General features: G+C 62.6%; 17 protein-coding genes. 8 read left to right on the forward strand and 9 right to left on the reverse strand.

Annotated elements, in window-relative coordinates; all coding sequences use genetic code 11:
• Window positions 1-41: 41 nt before the first annotated feature.
• The 6 genes from hydA to Q0X85_RS14725 all read left to right on the forward strand — a co-directional run bounded on the left by hydA (window position 42) and on the right by Q0X85_RS14725 (window position 7,057).
• A complete protein-coding gene (hydA, locus tag Q0X85_RS14700) occupies window positions 42-1,505 on the forward strand; it encodes a dihydropyrimidinase (protein WP_297773110.1) in 1,464 nt (487 codons plus the stop codon).
• 95 nt (window positions 1,506-1,600) lie between these two features.
• Window positions 1,601-2,386 carry an ABC transporter ATP-binding protein gene (locus tag Q0X85_RS14705; RefSeq protein WP_297773112.1) on the forward strand — a complete coding sequence of 262 codons (786 nt, stop codon included), beginning with the start codon at window positions 1,601-1,603 and terminating at the stop codon, window positions 2,384-2,386.
• A 198-nt stretch (window positions 2,387-2,584) separates the two neighbouring features.
• Window positions 2,585-3,460: an ABC transporter permease gene (locus Q0X85_RS14710; protein ID WP_297773115.1), complete on the forward strand. Its 876-nt coding sequence runs from the start codon at window positions 2,585-2,587 to the stop codon at window positions 3,458-3,460.
• Window positions 3,460-4,305, forward strand: a complete 846-nt coding sequence (locus Q0X85_RS14715; RefSeq protein WP_297773118.1) for an ABC transporter permease — start codon at window positions 3,460-3,462, stop codon at window positions 4,303-4,305. The genes Q0X85_RS14710 and Q0X85_RS14715 overlap by 1 nt, the downstream gene beginning before the upstream one ends.
• Before the next feature lie 33 nt (window positions 4,306-4,338).
• Window positions 4,339-5,331, forward strand: coding sequence for an ABC transporter substrate-binding protein (locus tag Q0X85_RS14720; protein WP_297773120.1), 993 nt, complete (start codon window positions 4,339-4,341; stop codon window positions 5,329-5,331).
• A 268-nt stretch (window positions 5,332-5,599) separates the two neighbouring features.
• Window positions 5,600-7,057, forward strand: coding sequence for a D-alanyl-D-alanine carboxypeptidase family protein (locus Q0X85_RS14725; RefSeq protein ID WP_297773121.1), 1,458 nt, complete (start codon window positions 5,600-5,602; stop codon window positions 7,055-7,057).
• Between the two features lie 63 nt (window positions 7,058-7,120).
• Here the strand turns inward: Q0X85_RS14725 and ccoS are convergent, their stop codons facing one another.
• The 5 genes from ccoS to Q0X85_RS14750 form a co-directional block, all read right to left on the reverse strand.
• On the reverse strand, window positions 7,121-7,279 hold the full coding sequence (gene ccoS / locus Q0X85_RS14730) for a cbb3-type cytochrome oxidase assembly protein CcoS (RefSeq protein WP_037241323.1): 159 nt from the start codon (window positions 7,277-7,279) through the stop codon (window positions 7,121-7,123).
• A 3-nt stretch (window positions 7,280-7,282) separates the two neighbouring features.
• Window positions 7,283-9,466, reverse strand: coding sequence for a heavy metal translocating P-type ATPase (locus tag Q0X85_RS14735; protein ID WP_297773122.1), 2,184 nt, complete (start codon window positions 9,464-9,466; stop codon window positions 7,283-7,285).
• 3 nt (window positions 9,467-9,469) lie between these two features.
• The gene (locus Q0X85_RS14740) at window positions 9,470-9,925 is read right to left on the reverse strand and encodes a FixH family protein (protein WP_297773124.1); all 456 of its coding nucleotides are present in this window, start codon (window positions 9,923-9,925) and stop codon (window positions 9,470-9,472) included.
• Window positions 9,925-11,361, reverse strand: coding sequence for a cytochrome c oxidase accessory protein CcoG (gene ccoG, locus Q0X85_RS14745; protein ID WP_297773126.1), 1,437 nt, complete (start codon window positions 11,359-11,361; stop codon window positions 9,925-9,927). The genes Q0X85_RS14740 and ccoG overlap by 1 nt, the downstream gene beginning before the upstream one ends.
• A 96-nt stretch (window positions 11,362-11,457) precedes the next feature.
• Complete coding sequence (locus Q0X85_RS14750; protein ID WP_297773128.1) at window positions 11,458-12,345, reverse strand: LysR family transcriptional regulator; 888 nt, start codon at window positions 12,343-12,345, stop codon at window positions 11,458-11,460.
• 102 nt (window positions 12,346-12,447) lie between these two features.
• Here Q0X85_RS14750 and Q0X85_RS14755 point away from each other — a divergent pair, with 102 nt between their 5' ends.
• Window positions 12,448-12,615 carry a hypothetical protein gene (locus Q0X85_RS14755; protein ID WP_297773130.1) on the forward strand — a complete coding sequence of 56 codons (168 nt, stop codon included), beginning with the start codon at window positions 12,448-12,450 and terminating at the stop codon, window positions 12,613-12,615.
• Between the two features lie 400 nt (window positions 12,616-13,015).
• On the opposite strand, the gene ccoP is transcribed toward Q0X85_RS14755, so the two are convergent.
• The 4 genes from ccoP to ccoN are packed head-to-tail and all read right to left on the reverse strand — an operon-like array spanning window position 13,016 to window position 16,434.
• On the reverse strand, window positions 13,016-13,879 hold the full coding sequence (gene ccoP, locus Q0X85_RS14760; RefSeq protein WP_297773132.1) for a cytochrome-c oxidase, cbb3-type subunit III: 864 nt from the start codon (window positions 13,877-13,879) through the stop codon (window positions 13,016-13,018).
• A 3-nt stretch (window positions 13,880-13,882) separates the two neighbouring features.
• Window positions 13,883-14,077 (reverse strand): cbb3-type cytochrome c oxidase subunit 3, encoded by a 195-nt coding sequence (locus Q0X85_RS14765; RefSeq protein ID WP_297773134.1) that lies wholly within the window; start codon window positions 14,075-14,077, stop codon window positions 13,883-13,885.
• Between the two features lie 12 nt (window positions 14,078-14,089).
• Window positions 14,090-14,815 (reverse strand): cytochrome-c oxidase, cbb3-type subunit II, encoded by a 726-nt coding sequence (ccoO, locus tag Q0X85_RS14770; RefSeq protein WP_297773135.1) that lies wholly within the window; start codon window positions 14,813-14,815, stop codon window positions 14,090-14,092.
• Window positions 14,816-14,829: 14 nt separating this feature from the next.
• The gene (ccoN, locus tag Q0X85_RS14775) at window positions 14,830-16,434 is read right to left on the reverse strand and encodes a cytochrome-c oxidase, cbb3-type subunit I (RefSeq protein WP_297773137.1); all 1,605 of its coding nucleotides are present in this window, start codon (window positions 16,432-16,434) and stop codon (window positions 14,830-14,832) included.
• A 204-nt stretch (window positions 16,435-16,638) separates the two neighbouring features.
• On the opposite strand from ccoN, the gene Q0X85_RS14780 reads away from it, so the two are divergent.
• On the forward strand, window positions 16,639-17,478 hold the full coding sequence (locus Q0X85_RS14780) for a universal stress protein (RefSeq protein WP_297773138.1): 840 nt from the start codon (window positions 16,639-16,641) through the stop codon (window positions 17,476-17,478).
• Window positions 17,479-17,534 lie beyond the last annotated feature (56 nt).

Here is a 17,534-nt window from a genome sequence, read left to right on the forward strand (position 1 = left end):
GAACGATGAAGCCCGGGGGCAAGTAGACAGGGAGACAGGACATGACCACCAAAGTCATCAAGAACGGAACCGTTGTCACCGCCGACCGCACCTGGAAGGCCGACGTGATGATCGAAGGCGAGACCATCAGCCGGATCGGCGAAGATCTCAAAGGCGACGAATATATCGACGCCGAGGGGGCCTATGTGATCCCCGGCGGGATCGACCCGCACACACATCTGGAAATGCCGTTCATGGGCACCACGGCCGCCGAAACCTTTGAGACCGGCACCTGGGCTGCGGCCTGTGGCGGCACCACCATGCTGGTCGATTTCTGCCTGCCCGGCGCGGACGGCTCGATCAAGAATGCGATCAACGAGTGGCACCGCAAGTCGGCTCCGCAGATCTGTTCTGACATCGGCTATCACATGGCGGTCACCGGCTGGAACGAGACCATCTTTGACGAAATGAAAGACGCCGTCGAGATGGGCGTCAACTCGTTCAAGCATTTCATGGCCTACAAGGGCGCGCTGATGATCGAGGACGACGAGATGTTCGCCTCCTTCAAGCGCTGCAAGGAGCTGGGCGCGCTGCCGATGGTGCATGCCGAGAACGGCGACATCGTGGCCGACCTGCAGCAACAGATGCTGGAGCAGGGCATCACCGGCCCCGAGGGGCACGCCTATTCGCGCCCGCCCGAGGTCGAGGGCGAGGCGGCCAACCGCGCGATCATGATCGCCGACGCGGCGGGGGTGCCGCTCTATATCGTGCATGTCAGTTGCGAGCAGGCGCATGAGGCGATCCGGCGCGCGCGGCAAAAGGGCATGCGGGTCTATGGCGAGCCACTGGCGCAATTCCTGACATTGGACGAGTCGGTGTATTTCAACACCGACTGGGATCATGCCGCGCGCCGCGTGATGTCGCCGCCGTTCCGGTCCAAGGACCATCAGGACGGTCTCTGGGCCGGGCTTCAGGCCGGCTCGCTGCAGGTCGTGGCAACAGATCACGCCGCCTTTTCAACCGAGCAGAAACGCATGGGTCTGGGTGACTTCACCAAGATACCCAATGGCTCCAACGGCCTCGAAGAGCGGCTCGCCGTGCTTTGGACGCATGGGGTCGAGACCGGCCGCCTGACGCTCAATGAATTTGTCGCCGTGACATCGTCGAACGTGGCCAAGATCCTCAACATCTACCCCAAGAAGGGCGCGCTCGTGGAAGGGGCGGATGCGGACATCGTCGTCTGGGACCCGAAGATCAGCAAGACGATCAGCGCCTCGAACCATCATTCGATCCTCGATTACAACGTCTTCGAGGGCTTCGAGGTCAAGGCGCAACCGCGCTACACCATCAGCCGGGGCGAAGTGATCTGGGCATGGGGGCAGAATTCGCAGCCCCAGCCCGGGCGCGGCCGGTTCGTGCCACGGCCCGCCTTTCCATCCGCCCATCAGGCGCTGTCGAAATGGAAGGCGCTGACCGCCCCCAAGATGATCCAGCGCGATCCGCTGAACATCCCGGCGGGGATCTGAAAAACGGGTGCGCCCGTCCAGTTTGCGGGGGCGCACCACTTGACAAGAACGAGCCAGCCGGGCGCAGTATGCCCCGGGCCAGCAGGGGATGAGACTTGAGCAACGATACCGTGATCAGCGCGCGCGATCTGTCGCTGACTTTTCAAACCAATGACGGGCCGGTGCACGCGCTCAAGGATGTCAATCTGGAGGTGGGCAAAGGCGATTTCGTCAGCTTTATCGGCCCTTCTGGCTGCGGCAAGACGACCTTGCTGCGCTGCATGGCCGATCTGGAGCACCCCACAGGCGGCACGATCACGGTCAATGGCGTGAGCGCCGAAGAGGCCCGCCGCGCGCGCGCCTATGGCTACGTGTTCCAGGCGGCGGGGCTGTACCCCTGGCGCACCATCGGCGGCAATATCCGCTTGCCGCTTGAGATCATGGGCTATGACAAATCCGACCAGACCGAGCGGGTGAACCGGGTGTTGGAACTGGTCGACCTGACAGGGTTTGAAAAGAAGTTTCCCTGGCAGCTCTCGGGCGGCATGCAACAGCGCGCCTCGATCGCACGCGCCCTCGCCTTCGACGCGGACATCCTTTTGATGGATGAACCCTTTGGCGCGCTGGACGAGATCGTGCGCGATCACCTAAACGAGCAACTCTTGAAGCTATGGGAGCGGACGACCAAGACGATCTGCTTTGTCACCCACTCTATCCCCGAGGCGGTCTATCTGAGCACCCGGATCGTCGTGATGTCACCCCGGCCGGGCCGAATCACCGACGTGATCGAGAGCCCCCTGCCCCGCACGCGCCCGCTCGACATCCGCGACACACCGGAATTTCTGGAAATCGCCCATCGCGTGCGCGATGGCCTGCGCGCCGGGCATGGCGATGAGGTCTGAACCCGCAAGCCCCGGAAATGCCCCCTCCCCCGCGACGGGGAGAGGGACTTTCACCGTTCACGGTCATCGGCTCTCCAGCCTGTACCGTGGCCGCAGGAAACCACCAATTCCTTTCATCGTTCTTAAAATACTCAAAATTCGCGCTCTGTTTCAGTGCCGGTATTTGAGTATTTGCGGAACAGTGAAAGCAGCGGGGGCATGATGCGCAATCTGCTGCCCATTCTCACCATCGTCGCCGCAATCGTGCTGATATGGTATGCCGCCGCCGTGGCGCTCAATGCGCAATGGGCGAGAGATCAGGCCGCGCGGGCGGGGCAGGAGATCAGCCTGAGCGCCATCGTCGCCGACACATGGTCGCAGGACAAACCCAAGCTGCCCGCCCCGCATCAGGTTGCCGCCGAGATCTGGAACACGACCGGCGCGATGGCGCTTGCCGGGCGCGGCATGTCCAAACGCTCGCTGTTTTATCACAGCTGGATCACGTTCAGCGCCACGGCGCTCGGGTTTCTGCTGGGCACCGGTCTCGGGATCGCCTTGGCCATCGGGATCGTCTACAATCGCACGATGGATATGAGCGTGATGCCATGGGTCATCGCCAGCCAGACGATTCCCATTCTCGCCATCGCGCCGATGATCATCGTGGTCTTGAACGCGGTCGGCATTTCCGGGCTGTTGCCCAAGGCGATGATCTCGATGTACCTGTCGTTCTTTCCGGTGGTGGTCGGCATGGTCAAGGGGCTGCGCAGCCCGTCGCCCATGCAACTCGACCAGATGCGCACATGGAATGCGAGTGCGAGCCAGACTTTCTGGCGGCTGCGCCTGCCCTCGTCGATGCCGTATCTCTTTACATCATTGAAGGTCGGCATGGCCGCAAGCCTGGTAGGGGCCATCGTGGGCGAGTTGCCCACAGGGGCGGTCGCGGGGCTGGGCGCGCGCCTGCTGGCGGGTAGCTATTATGGCCAGACCATCCAGATCTGGAGCGCGCTGATCATGGCCGCGACACTGGCGGCGGTTCTGGTCGGGTTGATTGGCCTCTTGCAACGGATCACGCTGAAAAAGATGGGGATGGCGTGATGGGGTGGCTGGCACTTGCGCTTGTGGTCTGGGCACTCGGATGGTGGGTCAATTCCCGCCTTTCGCATCAACCCAAGACGCGGCTCAACAGGTTCATCGTGCCGGTGATATTCGGTGTGACGGTAATCGTGATCTGGGAATGCCTTGTGCGCGGATTGTCAATCTCGCCGGTGCTCTTGCCCGCCCCCACCGCGATTGCCGCGACATTTGCCAAATCCACGCATATCCTCTGGCAGGATTTTGTTCAGACCGCCCTCAAAGGCGCGCTGACCGGCTATGTCATGGGCTGTGGCGCGGCGTTTCTCACGGCCATCGCCATCGACCGGTTTCCGTTCCTGCAACGCGGGCTCTTGCCCGTGGGCAATTTCGTGGCCGCATTGCCAATCATCGGCATGGCGCCCATTCTGGTCATGTGGTTCGGCTTTGACTGGCAATCCAAGGCGGCGGTGGTGGTGGTCATGGTGTTCTTTCCCATGCTCGTGAACACCGTGCAGGGGCTGACCGACACCGATTCCATGCAGCGCGACCTGATGCGGACCTATGGGGCAAGCTATTGGCAGACGCTGTTCAAGCTACGCCTGCCAGCGGCGATGCCGTTTCTCTTCAACGGCCTCAAGATCGCAACGACGCTGGCGCTGATCGGGGCAATCGTCGCCGAATTCTTCGGATCACCGATCAAGGGCATGGGCTTTCGCATATCCACCTCCGTCGGGCAATTGGCGCTCGATCTGGTCTGGGCCGAGATCGTGGTCGCGGCCCTCGCAGGCTCTGGGTTCTACGGCGCGGTTGCGCTGATCGAAAAGACGGTGACCTTCTGGCATCCGTCACAAAGAGGCCGGGCATAAGGCAGACAAACACCTCAACACGGGAGAAGAAAGATGAAGACACTGATTGGAACTTTTAGCCTCGCGGCGCTGACCGGCCTCGCAGGCATGGCGCAGGCGGCCGACGACCTCACGCTACAACTCAAATGGGTCACCCAAGCGCAATTCGCGGGCTATTACGTGGCGCAGGATCGCGGCTTTTACGAGGACGAGGATCTCGACGTCACCATCAAACCGGGCGGGCCCGACATTGCCCCCACACAGGTGATTGCGGGCGGTGGCGCGGATGTAACAGTGGAATGGATGCCCGCCGCCCTTTCGGCGCGCGAAAAGGGCCTGCCGCTGGTGAATATCGCACAGCCGTTTAAATCCTCGGGCATGATGCTGACCTGCCTCAAGGAAACCGGGGTCACCGGACCAGAGGACTTTCCGGGGCGCACGCTGGGCGTCTGGTTCTTTGGCAACGAGTTTCCGTTCCTGTCATGGATGAGCCAGTTGGGCATCCCCACCGATGGCGGCGAGGATGGCGTGACCGTGTTGAAACAGGGCTTCAACGTCGATCCGCTGTTGCAAAAGCAGGCCGACTGCATCTCGACCATGACCTATAACGAGTACTGGCAAGTGATCGATGCCGGCATCACCGAGGATCAGCTGATCACGTTCAAATACGAGAATCAGGGCGTCGCCACGCTTGAGGACGGGCTTTATGTGCTGGAGGAAAAGCTCGACGACCCGGCCGAGGTTGACAAGCTCGCGCGCTTCGTGCGGGCCTCGATGAAAGGCTGGAAATGGGCGGAAGAAAACCCCGAGGAGGCCGCGATGATCGTGCTCGACAATGACGCCACCGGGGCGCAGACCGAAAAGCACCAGATCCGCATGATGAGCGAAGTGGCCAAGCTCACGGCCGGCTCGAATGGCGCGCTCGACCCCGAGGACTATGAGCGCACCGTGCAATCCTTGCTGTCCGGCGGCTCTGATCCGGTGATCAGCAAGCATCCCGGAGACGGGGCCTGGACGCATGAGGTCACAGACAAGGCCCTGAACTGATCCAGTTCTGACAGGCGGCAATCGGCCCGTGCAGGCCTAATGCACGGGCCGATGAAAGCAGGCGCGTCATGCCGCCCCCGGCATGCGGGGATTATCTGGGGGATAGAGCCCGAGGCGCCACTACATATTGGCCCAACACGCGTGCATAATCTGAAAAACACCATGTAAATGAACGCTTTAAACAGAAACGCTCTTATGGTATCATTAACGGTATAAATAAATGTCAGTCGAAAAATCGGCGGCGCGAGGCAGTAAAAAGAGCGGTTCTATGAAAACACGGGGCAGTAACCCGGTCCATTGGGGACTGGTGCTATTGGCGATGATCTGGATGTTGATCATCGTTCCACTGAGCGCGTCAGCGGCACCTTATGCCGGTCTGGTCATGGACGCACGAAATGGCAAGGTGCTCTATTCACGCAACGCGGATACGCGGCTTCACCCGGCGTCTCTCACCAAGATGATGACCCTCTACATCGTCTTCGAGGCGGTTGAGAACGGTGAAATCGGGCTGGATGACAAGGTTCGTATTTCCAAATTCGCCGCCAGCGAACCGCCCAGCAAACTCGGCCTGCGCCCCGGTCAGAGCATCGCGTTGCGCTATTTGATCCGTGCGGCGGCCGTGAAATCAGCCAACGACGCCGCGACCGCCCTTGGAGAAGCGATCGAAGGGTCAGAGGCGCAATTCGCACGCCGTATGAACCGCACCGCCAAGGCGCTTGGCATGACTCGCACGACATTCAAGAATGCCCATGGCCTGACCGAGAGCGGGCACCTGTCCACCGCCCGCGACATGACGATCATGGGGCGGCACCTGTTCTACGATTACCCGCAGTATTACAATCTCTTTTCCCGGATCACCGCCGATGCGGGGCTCCGCTCGGTCAGCCATACCAACCGGCGCATGCTCCAGGCGTATCGCGGCGCGGACGGGATCAAGACCGGCTATACCCGCGCGGCCGGGTTCAACCTCACCGCAAGCGCTGAACGCGGCGGAGAGCGGATCATCGCAACCGTGTTTGGCGGTCAGTCCACGACATCGCGCAATGCCAAGGTCGCGGAGCTTCTGGATCTGGGCTTCAAGAAATCACCGAGCCGCGTGGCGCTCGTCCGCCCGACCCGTCCGGCCTATCTCGGCAAGCTGGGCAATACCCCGGTCATGATTGCGGCGGGCGAAGACCGCCCGGCCTATGCCGCCAAGACCGTGCGCCTCACATCCGCTGCTGCCGTCCGGCAGAGCCTGCGCCCGCAACCCCGTCCGCTGGCTGAACCGGCTCCGCTCCTTGTCGCCGACAAGGCCGACATAGAACGTGCTCTGGAAGCCGCACAACAAGTGGCCGATGCGACGCCTGCAACAGAGGCGGTGGCCCAAGGCAGCATTTCGGTCACACCCGACATTCGCCCTGAACCACGCCCCGACGACATCGTGCTCGCCAGCGTGCAGGCCAGCGATCCCGAGCCGGAGGTCGTGACCCGCGTTTCCACGTCCGGCGGTCGGCACTGGGGCGTCAACGTGGGCCGCTACCCCAGCCAGTACAAGGCGCGTCAGGTTCTCTTGAAAACCGCCCTCAGCGAGATGTCGGCATTGGATGGAAGCCTGCGAAAGGTCGTGAAGCGGCCCACCGGGTTCGATGCGAATTTCATGGGCATGACCCGCGAAAGCGCCGACCTCGCCTGCCGCCGCTTGCAGGCCAAGCAGGTCACCTGCTTTATGATCGGGCCAAGCTGACAGCCGCCGGATTGGGGGCCAGCCCCCAATCCCCCGGGATATTTCCGGCCAGAAGAAAATGGCTCAGGGTTTGGGGTGGTCGTCCCAGTCATCCGACAGGATGCGCCGCGCGTCGCCCTCGGGGTCGTCATACTGGTTGCTGCGCACCGTGTAGACGAAGGCCACGAGGCCAACGCCCCCAAGAATGAGCGAGATCGGGATCAGGTAGGTGAGGATATTCATCGCTTACCTCAGTCGCAGGGCATTCAGGGACACCGTAATCGAACTGAGCGACATGGCCAAGGCCGCGATCAGCGGCGTCGCCAGCCCTGCCACCGCCAGCGGCACCGCGATAATGTTGTAGACCGTCGCGATGCGAAAGTTTTCGCGGATGCGGCGGGTGGCGGATTTGGCCGTCTCGCACGCCGCCCCGATGGGCGAGAGGTCATTGCCCAGAAGCACGATATCCGATGCCACCCGTGCGGCATCGAGCGCGGTGGCCGGCGAGATCGACACATGCGCCGCGGCCAATGCGGCGGTATCGTTGAGCCCGTCGCCCACCATCAGCACATGCGCCCCCTCGGCGCGCAGCGCCTCGACGCGCGCCGCCTTGTCGGCGGGCAGTGCCTCGGCCATCCACTGCGGGATACCCAGACGCTGCGCCAATGCCTCCACCGCCGGGGTGGTGTCGCCCGACATCAGGATCACGCGCTTGCCCCCTTTGACGAGCGCCTGCATCGCCTCCTCTGCGCCGGGGCGCAGGGCATCGGTAAAGGTCAGCGCCAGAGGGGCCGCATCGCCGATCTTCAGATAGGTCGCGGTCTGTGCCAGTCCCTCGGCCCCGGTCCAGCTTGCGCGGCCAAGCCGCACCTCCTCGCCTGCAATCAGCCCCTTGGTGCCATAGCCCGGCACCTCGGTCACGTCAGCCACCTCCGCCGCCGCATAGCCCGCCGCGCGCGCCGCCTTGGTGGTCGCCTGCGCCAGCGGATGCGACGAGCCCTGCGCCAGTGCCAGCGCCGTTTCCACCGCGTCGCGCGGCAGGGCGTCGAGATTGGTCAGATGCGGCGTACCTGTGGTCAGCGTGCCGGTCTTGTCGAACACCACCGTGTCGACCTGTGCCAGCCGCTCCAGCGCGGTTTCGTGCTTGATCAGCATCCCCCGGCGAAAGAGCCGCCCCGAGGCCGCCGTGGTGACCGCTGGCACGGCAAGGCCAAGCGCACAGGGGCAGGTGATGATCAGCACGGCAGCGGCGATATTGAGCGCCGTGCGCATGTCCCAGGTATAGAGATACCAGCCGATGAAACTCAGCCCCGACAGGATATGCACGCCCGGCGCATAAAGCTTGGCCGCCTTATCAGCCAGCGAGGTGTAGCGCGAGCGCCCCGATTCCGCGATCGCCACAAGATCGGCCATCCGGTGCAGCGAGGTTTCGGCCCCCACGGCACTGGCGCGGATGATCAGCGGGCCGGTCAGATTGACCTCGCCCGCGCTGACCGCCTGCCCCTCGCCAGCAAAGACCGGCAGCGTCTCGCCGGTGAGCAACGAGCGGTCGATCTCGGACGTGCCTTGCACGATCTCGCCATCCACCGGCATCCGCCCGCCGGGCCGCACGAGGATCAGATCGCCCACGGCCAGGTCGGCCACGTTCACCACTTCTTCGACGCCGTCCCTGACCCGCGTCGCGCGCGGCACTTCCAGCGCGGTCAGTTCCTCGGCGGCAGAGCGGGCAATGGCCCGCGTCCGGTGATCGAGATAGCGCCCGGCCAGCAGGAAGAACGTCAGCGCAAGAGCGGCGTCGAAATAGGCATGCGCGCCCGATAGCATCGTTTCCCACAGCGAGGTGACGATGGCCAGAACGATGGCCAGAACGATCGGCACATCCATGTTGAGCCGCCCGTTGCGCAGCGCGGCCCAGGCATTGCGAAAGAACGGCACCCCGGAAAAGGCAATCGCGGGCAACGTGATCGCCGCCGAGATCCAGTGGAACATGTCCCGCGTCGCATCCTCTGCCCCCGACCAGACCGAGACCGACAGGAGCATGACATTCATGCTGGCAAAGCCCGCCACGGCCAGCCGCATCAGCAGATCACGCCCCGCCTTGTCCGTCGCGGTGGCATTCAGCGTGCCCGCATCGAGCTCATGCGCCTCGTATCCCAGCCCCTCGACGAGCGCGCGCATCTCCTCTGCCGTCACCTCAGGGGCGGCGTCGATGCTGGCCCGCTTGAGCGTCAGGTTGACCCGCGCCGAATTGACCTGCGGATGATCGTTCAGCGCCCGCTCGATCTTGGAGATGCAAGCCGAGCAATGGATCGTCGGCAATGACAGGGCAATCTGCGCATTGGGCAGCTCGCGCGCCGCCAATGCCTCTGCCGCAGGCGCAGCGGAGCAGGCCGGACAGGCCGAGGGCGTGGGGCGCATTGTGGCAGTCATATCCTAGTCCTTGTGCAGAACGACCCGCTGCTGAAAGAGCGTGCCGGCCTCGTCCCACGCCTTCATGCGGATGTTCCAGTTGCCATCGCCCAGCGCCACGGGGGCGACATAGGCGGTGCCGTCAAAGCGAAACTCGGGGGTCTGGTCGTCGAACACATGCGTCGCGCGCCCCACCGTGGCCTCCAGCCGTGCCACCTCGACAGGCTGGCCCGCGTCATCGGTGATCCCAAGGGTCAGCACCCCGTCCGCATGCTCCGCCGCGATGGTCCAGCCCAGCCCCTCCTGCGCGGCCTTGCGCTCGTTGAATTCCTGACTGGCGACATAGGAATTCTTGACCTCCAGCCCCGGAAAAGTGCGCACCGCCGAAAAGGCCAGCACCAGATTGACCGCGATGATGATCGAAAAGGCGGCGGCAAAGCCGATGAAGACATGCTTGCCGGTGATCTGACGCTCGGTCATCAATTGTCCTTTCCGTTGAAGATCGTGTCCTTGTAGGCGCGCTCGCCGTTCAGCGTGTCCTCGATCCAGAGCCGGACATCCGACCGCTCTTCCTGCGCCGCATCAGACCCCGGTGCGGCGACCAGATAGACCCGTTGCAGGCGCATCTCGTCGGCGGGCACCATGATCGAGCTGTAGGGCGTGCCCTCGAGTTGCAGCCGTACCGCCGGATCACCCGTCACCGCCAGATTGAAGCGCCGCGCCTCGTGATGCTTGTTGCGCAGACGCACCTCGTAGGTGTTGCGGATCGAGCCATCGGACAGGGTGACAAAGGTCGGATTGCGCACCGGCGCCACGGTCATGTCGATATCCGACCGGATGAACAGCGCGACCACGAGACCAATCCCAACCAGCGACCACAATGCAGTATACAATATCGTGCGCGGACGGAAAATGTGCTTCCAGATCGGCTTGGGCGGTTTGCCCGCACGTTCGTTCACCTCGTCGGTAAGCGCCATGTAGTCGATCAGCCCGCGCGGCTTGCCGATCTTGGCCATGATGTCGTCGCAGGCGTCGATACAGAGCGCGCAGGTGATGCATTCGAGTTGCTGACCCTCACGAATATCGATCCCCACCGGGCAGACATTGACGCAGGCCATGCAGTCGATGCAATCGCCCTGCTCGGCCCCGGCCCTGACCTCTTCGGAATTCTTGCGCGGCTCGCCCCGCCATTCGCGATACCCGACGGTGAGCGTGTCCTCATCCATCATCGCGGCCTGAATACGCGGCCAGGGGCAGGCATAGATGCAGATCTGCTCGCGCGCGAACCCGCCAAAGAAAAACGTGGTGCCGGTCAGGACGGCAATGGTGGTGTAGGCGATCGGATGCGCATCGAGGGTGAAGAGATCGACCAAGAGCGTCGGCGCATCGGTAAAGTAGAACACCCACGCGCCCCCTGTGGCCGCCGCGATCAAAGCCCACGTGATCCACTTGGTCAGCCGCAGCCGCACCTTGCGCACATCCAGCTTCTTTTGCCGATGAAGACGCAGGCGCGCGTTGCGGTCGCCTTCGATCCAGCGTTCCACGAGGATGAAGAGATCGGTCCACACGGTCTGCGGGCAGGCATAGCCGCACCAGACCCGGCCCAGCGCCGAGGTGAACAGGAAGAGGCCGAGACCGGCCATCACCAGCAGCCCGGCCACGAAATAGAATTCATGCGGCCAGATCTCGATCCAGAAAAAGAAGAACCGCCGCTCCGCCAGATCGAGCAACACCGCCTGATCCGGCAGGTTCGGGCCCCTGTCCCAGCGGATCCACGGGGTGATATAATAAATGCCCAGGGTGACGATCATGATCACCCATTTCAGGTTGCGGAACGGGCCATAGACCTTTTTGGGAAACACCGGCTCGCGCGCGGCATAGAGGGATTGAGGGGCGTCTGGCTGAGAATCGGCCACGGAGCTACTCCGATATTTTTACTTCGCTGATCGTCTTTTCGCAGTATGCCGGGTCAAGAGCTTTGACCTGCATCAAATTCTGACTCCTGAATCGATCTATTCACAGAAGACAGTCTCTCGCGCCTGTCGGCGCAACCATGTGACAAACGCCTTGGCCGGCGCGCGCAGCACACCCGGCCGCGTAACGATATAATAGCCCGAGTCCTCGGCATCTTCGAACAAAAGCCGCAACCGACCGGCCGCGATATCCTGCCGCACCCATTCGCGCACCGTCACCGCCACGCCCTGCCCGTTGCGCAACCCATCGAGCAGCAGGTTGCCGGGCACTTGCACAAGCCCCGCCGCGCGCTCCTTGACCACGCCGCGACGGCGCAGCCAGTCGCTGGCCTCATTGGTGCCGAATTCCTGCAACCACGGCAGCGCGGCCAGATCGGCAGGGCTGTCAATCTGCTTGCCGTCCACAAGCTGTGGCGCCGCGACCGCGACGATGGGCGAGCGGAACAAAAGCGCCGCCTCCAGCCCCGGCCACTGCCCGGTGCCATAGCGCAAGGCAATATCTATACTGCCCGGCTCCATCTCGACGAGCTGCGGTGTCGGGTCGATCATCAGGTCGATCTGCGGATGCGCCTGCCGGAACGCGCTCAGGCAGGGCATCAACCAATGCGCCGCAAAACTTGGCGTCGCCGAGATTTGCAGCGGGCGGTCGGCATCGGCACCGGTCAGCGTCTCGACCGCCCGCGCGATCGCACCAAAGCCCAGATTGAGCGCATCGGCCAGATCGCGCCCCTCTGCGGTCAGCCGCAACTGCCGCCCCGTCCGGTCCACCAGCGCCACGCCCAGATGCGCCTCAAGCTGCTTGACCTGTTGGCTGACAGCCGCGTGGCTGACATTGAGCCGCGCCCCGGCGGCGGCTGTGCCGCCGGTCTCGGCCAAGGCCGCAAAGGCGCGCAGCGCGGTCAGAGGGGGAAGGGCCTGCCAATCCATGATGTTAGCCTAGCTTACAAGTTGGAAATTTTCCAGAGTCGCGTGTCATGCCATTATGCCCCATATTGAGCGCATAACAGCAGCACAGGAAAGGACGAAACGATGCTTGGAATCTTCGCGAATACTTTCAGAACGGCCACCCGGACAGATACCGGCCCCGAGACCCGCCACCGCCATCAGGGCCGCGCCCACTGGCCGCCGGCAGAACGGTTCGACGCACGCAGCGGCGCGGATCTTGAGGCGCATCTTGTGGCCCGGCGGCGGTACTAAGCCTGAACCGGATCAGAGCGGAATGGCGCGACGAAAGACAGTCTTGGCCTGAAGCTGCAGTTGGAGTGAGCCGCGCCATTGCCAGGCCGCGGGCTGGCGATCTAACGATCTTTCAGTGCACTTTATATCTGCCAAATCCGAAAAGCCCCGATCGGCGCGCCGACTTGGACAAATCGCCAGTCCGTGGGGGCGGCCTGGCGATGGCGCGGCGGCCTTCGGCCTTGTTCCGCGCCAGGTCTGCTGATCGAATGGCAACAACACACCAAGACGCGGGCCAGCTTGACAAATCAAACAATCTGCCGGTGAAATCGGCACCGGTCCTTCCAGGAAACGCGCGAACAGGACGGAAAGACCGGTGCCATCCCCCGGGCCTCGCGGCCCGGGGTATTCTTTTCAGGGCTTACTCGCCCCCGCCCAACTGGTGGACATAGAGCGCGACGGCGCGGATCTCGGCCTCGCTCAGATCGGCCCCGCCCATCGGTGGCATCACGCCATAGCGCGAATTGACGACCGTGTATTTCACCGTCTCGTAATCCCCGCCATAGAGCCAGATCGCATCCGAAAGGTTGGGCGCACCCTGATAGATATCGCCCTGCGCCTGCTCGCCGTGACAGGCGGCGCAGTTATCCATGAACACCGTCTCACCTGCCGCCACGAGGCTGGCATCCTGCGGCTCGCCCGAGAGCGACATCACGTAGTTGACGACCTCTTCGATCTGCGCAGACTCCAGAATATCGCCAAAGGCCGGCATCTCGGAATACCGCGAATCGGGATCCTCCTCGTTGCGGATACCGTGCGCCACGGTGTAATGGATATCCTCGATCGTGCCGCCCCAGAGCCATGCATCGTCCTGTAGATTGGGATAGCCCTTGGCCCCCGCCGCCCCCGAGCCGTGGCACTGTGCGCACCAGGTCTTGAACACGGCCGATCCCGCCGATGTGGCATAGCCCTGAAGCTCCGGGTTGTCGGCGATCCCGGTCAGTTCAACAGACGCGAGTTGTGCGTTGATCTCGGCATTGGCGGCCTCGGCCTCGGCGATCTCCTCGGCCACATTGGCGCGGGTCGACCAGCCCTTGTAGCCTGCCGTCGCCTCGTTGATCAGCGGCCAGGCGGGATAGGCGATGACATACCAAAGCGCCCAGACAATAGTGGCGTAAAAGGTCCACAGCCACCAGCGCGGCAAGGGGTTGTTGTATTCCTGGATACCGTCCCACTCGTGGCCGGTGGTATCCGGTTCCTGTTTCTTGGTTGGTTTCTTGGCCATGTCTTACGCCTCCTTGGCGTCGGCATCGTCGTCGCGTGCCGGTTTGTCTTCGTGCCGGAAGGGGATGTTCGACGGGTTCTCATAGGTCTTCGTGGCACCGGGCCGAAAGACCCAGATCACCACCCCGATGAAGAACGCGAAGAGCACCAGCAACATCCAGCTATCGGCGAATTGGCGCAGCAGGGAATATGTTTCCATGATCTGTCCTCCTTACCGGCTTGCAACGGGCGTGAAGGTCGAGAAATCCACCAGCGTGCCCAGCATTTGCAGATAGGCGATCAACGCATCGGCCTCGGAAATCCCCGGTTGCCCGTCAAAATTGCGCACCTGCGCCTTGGGGTAGCGCGAGAGCAGACCGTCGGTATCGCCGAACGGATCGACCTGCACCTTGAAATCTGCCTTGGCGTTGTCGATCATCTCGTCGGTATAGGGTACGCCAACCAGACGATGCGTCCCCAGCAGATCCTCGATATGCTCCGGCTCGATCAGCCGGTCCTCGAGGAAGCCGTATTTCGGCATCACTGATTCCGGCACCACCGATTGCGGATCGCGCAGGTGATCGACATGCCACTCGTCCGAATAGCGGCCCCCGACACGGGCCAGATCCGGCCCGGTGCGCTTGGACCCCCACTGGAACGGGTGATCGTACTTCGACTCCGCCGCCAATGAGTAATGCCCATAGCGCTCCACCTCATCGCGCATCGGGCGCACCATCTGGCTATGGCAGACGTAACAGCCCTCACGCACGTAGATATCGCGCCCGGTCAGTTCCAGCGGGGAGTAGGGGCGCATGCCCTCTACGTCCTCGATGGTGTTCTCGAGCCAGAACAGCGGGGCGATCTGTACGATCCCCCCGATGGTGACCACGAGGAAGGCAAAGATCGCCAGAAGCGTGACGTTCTTTTCCAGGATTGCGTGTTTGTCCAGAATTGCCATCTCTCCGGCCCTCCTTATTCAGCCGGGACTGCGCTGTTCGTCGGCGCAACGGCCGGCGAACGCTTCACAGTCATCCAGAGGTTGTAGCACATGATCACGGCACCAGAGAGGAACAGCACCCCGCCCAGGCCCCGCACGATATACATCGGCAGTTTCGCGGCCACGGTATCGGCGAAAGAGTTCACGAGGAAACCGTTCGCATCCACTTCGCGCCACATCAGACCCTCCATGATCCCCGTCACCCACATGGCGGCGGCGTAGAGAATGATGCCGATGGTCGCCAGCCAGAAGTGCCAGCTCACCAGGCTCAGACTATAGAGCCGCTCGCGGTTCCACAGCTTGGGCACCAGGAAGTAGAGCGCGCCGAAGGTGATCATGCCGTTCCAGCCGAGCGCACCGGAGTGCACGTGCCCGATGGTCCAGTCGGTGTAATGCGACAGCGAGTTGACCGCCCGGATCGACATCATCGGCCCTTCGAAGGTCGACATGCCGTAGAACCCGATGGAGATCACCATCATGCGGATGATCGGATCGGTGCGCAGCTTGTCCCACGCGCCCGAGAGCGTCATCAGACCGTTGATCATCCCGCCCCAGGACGGCATCCACAGCACGATCGAGAACACCATGCCGAGGGTCGAGGCCCAGTCCGGCAGCGCGGTGTAATGCAGGTGGTGCGGACCGGCCCAGATATAGATGAAGATCAGCGCCCAGAAGTGGATGATCGACAGCTTGTAGGAATAGACCGGACGTTCGGCCTGTTTCGGCACGAAGTAATACATCATCCCGAGGAACCCGGCAGTGAGGAAGAAGCCCACGGCGTTATGCCCGTACCACCACTGCGTCATCGCGTCCTGCACGCCCGAGAAGACCTGCACCGACTTGGAGCCGAAGACCGAAACCGGGATGCTCAGGTTGTTGACCACATGCAGCATCGCCACGGTGATGATGAACGACAGGTAAAACCAGTTGGCCACGTAGATATGCGGCTCCTTGCGCTTGACGATAGTGCCCAGGAACACGGCCAGATAGGCCAGCCAGACCACCGTCAGCCACAGGTCGACATACCACTCGGGCTCGGCGTATTCCTTGGATTGCGTGGCACCGAGCAGATAGCCCGTGGCGGCCAGCACGATCACCAGCTGATAGCCCCAGAACACGAACCACGCGAGGTTCCCGCCCCAGAGCCGCGCGGCACTTGTGCGCTGCACGACATAGAATGAAGTGGCAATCAGCGCATTGCCGCCAAAGGCGAAAATCACCGCACTTGTGTGCAGCGGACGCAACCGACCAAAATTGGCAAACCCCTGAGCCCAGTCGAAATTGAGCTGTGGAAAAGCAAGTTGAAAGGCAATGAATGTCCCCGCGAGGAAACCAACGACGCCCCAAAGGCACGTCGCGACCACCCCGGCGCGCACGACACCGTCCATGTATTCCCCCGACAGGTCGATACTGTCCGTCGGCTCATCGGTGTGCCGCAGCACCCACAGAAAAAGGCCACCGGCCACCAGCGCCACTGTCAGCGCATTGACCAGATAGGCCAGATCGCGCGCGTAATTGGCCGCGATCAACGCGAAAAGCGTGATCAGACCAAGCACGATCAGCTTGATATAGTTCGTCATGTTGCGTCCCTTCGTCTCTTTCCGCCCGAGTCGCCCTGACCCGCGCGTGCGCGTTTAGACTGGTCCCGTAATGCTAGCATCGCACTCAACTATCCTTGATCTGTGTCAAAACCCTGACGCTCTTCGATTGATCCGCGTCAAAGCGCGCGCATGCATTACACTCCTAATGTGACATATCGTGTTAAACGCGCAAAGGAATGCGACATGACCTACAACAGCCTGTTTTCAGTTTTGACCGACGAGTCTCTTGTTGAAGAAACCCTTGCTCACGCTGTGGCAGCGGCAACAGAGTACGACGCGCATCTTGACGTGCTTTGCCTCGGGGTAGACCGAAGCCAGTCCGGATATTACTACGCAGGCGCCAGTGCGATCCTGCTTCAGGAGACGATCGCCCGCGCGCAGGAAGACGCAGAGGCGATCGAAGCGCGGGCGCGCGAGGTCCTCGGAGGGTCCGCCCTGCGCTGGAGCGTCGAGTCCGGCGTGAGCCAACTGGCCGACATGGGGCGTCATGTCGCGGTGCGTGCGCGGTTTTCAGACCTCGTGATCTTGCCCCAGCCCTACGGCGATGGACGTGGTGCCGAACTGGAGCCGGTAACCGAATCGGCGCTGTTCGAAGGGCGCACACCGGTCCTTGTGGCCCCGAGCGGTTGCGCTCCCGTGCCACGCCCCGCGCGCATCATGCTGGGCTGGAACGAGAGCAGCGAAGCTCTTGGCGCGGTGCGGGCCGCCCTGCCCCTGCTCAAGGCGGCGGATGTGGTGCATGTCGTGGTGATTGATCCGCCGACCCATGGACCGAACCGCTCTGATCCGGGTGGCCTCTTGTCGCAATATCTCGCGCGTCACGACGTCAAGGTCGAGATCGACGTGCTCTCCAAGACCCTGCCACGCGTCTCGGACGTGCTGTTGCGCCACGCGGGTGACATGGATGCCGACATGGTGGTGATGGGGGCCTATGGTCACTCGCGCTTCCGCGAGGCGATCTTCGGCGGGGCCACGCGCTACATGCTGGAACAAGCAAAGATACCTGTTTTCATGGCGCATTGAGCAATACCGATTGATGAAGGAAAGGGCACCAACCAACCTTGGTGCCCTTTTCATTT

The sequence above is a fragment of the uncultured Roseovarius sp. genome (genome assembly GCF_947259555.1).
Lineage (GTDB): Bacteria > Pseudomonadota > Alphaproteobacteria > Rhodobacterales > Rhodobacteraceae > Roseovarius.

What these genes read in the sequence shown, in the direction of transcription:
- hydA (WP_297773110.1), top strand. Translation starts at nt 42, where the DNA reads ATGACCACCAAAGTCATCAAGAACGGAACCGTTGTCACCGCCGACCGC.
- Q0X85_RS14735 (WP_297773122.1), bottom strand. Translation starts at nt 9,466, where the DNA reads ATGACTGCCACAATGCGCCCCACGCCCTCGGCCTGTCCGGCCTGCTCC.
- ccoP (WP_297773132.1), bottom strand. Translation starts at nt 13,879, where the DNA reads ATGGCCAAGAAACCAACCAAGAAACAGGAACCGGATACCACCGGCCAC.
- Q0X85_RS14725 (WP_297773121.1), top strand. Translation starts at nt 5,600, where the DNA reads ATGAAAACACGGGGCAGTAACCCGGTCCATTGGGGACTGGTGCTATTG.
- Q0X85_RS14780 (WP_297773138.1), top strand. Translation starts at nt 16,639, where the DNA reads ATGACCTACAACAGCCTGTTTTCAGTTTTGACCGACGAGTCTCTTGTT.
- Q0X85_RS14715 (WP_297773118.1), top strand. Translation starts at nt 3,460, where the DNA reads ATGGGGTGGCTGGCACTTGCGCTTGTGGTCTGGGCACTCGGATGGTGG.
- Q0X85_RS14720 (WP_297773120.1), top strand. Translation starts at nt 4,339, where the DNA reads ATGAAGACACTGATTGGAACTTTTAGCCTCGCGGCGCTGACCGGCCTC.
- ccoO (WP_297773135.1), bottom strand. Translation starts at nt 14,815, where the DNA reads ATGGCAATTCTGGACAAACACGCAATCCTGGAAAAGAACGTCACGCTT.
- ccoS (WP_037241323.1), bottom strand. Translation starts at nt 7,279, where the DNA reads ATGAATATCCTCACCTACCTGATCCCGATCTCGCTCATTCTTGGGGGC.
- Q0X85_RS14765 (WP_297773134.1), bottom strand. Translation starts at nt 14,077, where the DNA reads ATGGAAACATATTCCCTGCTGCGCCAATTCGCCGATAGCTGGATGTTG.
- Q0X85_RS14750 (WP_297773128.1), bottom strand. Translation starts at nt 12,345, where the DNA reads ATGGATTGGCAGGCCCTTCCCCCTCTGACCGCGCTGCGCGCCTTTGCG.
- Q0X85_RS14755 (WP_297773130.1), top strand. Translation starts at nt 12,448, where the DNA reads ATGCTTGGAATCTTCGCGAATACTTTCAGAACGGCCACCCGGACAGAT.
- Q0X85_RS14710 (WP_297773115.1), top strand. Translation starts at nt 2,585, where the DNA reads ATGATGCGCAATCTGCTGCCCATTCTCACCATCGTCGCCGCAATCGTG.
- Q0X85_RS14740 (WP_297773124.1), bottom strand. Translation starts at nt 9,925, where the DNA reads ATGACCGAGCGTCAGATCACCGGCAAGCATGTCTTCATCGGCTTTGCC.
- ccoN (WP_297773137.1), bottom strand. Translation starts at nt 16,434, where the DNA reads ATGACGAACTATATCAAGCTGATCGTGCTTGGTCTGATCACGCTTTTC.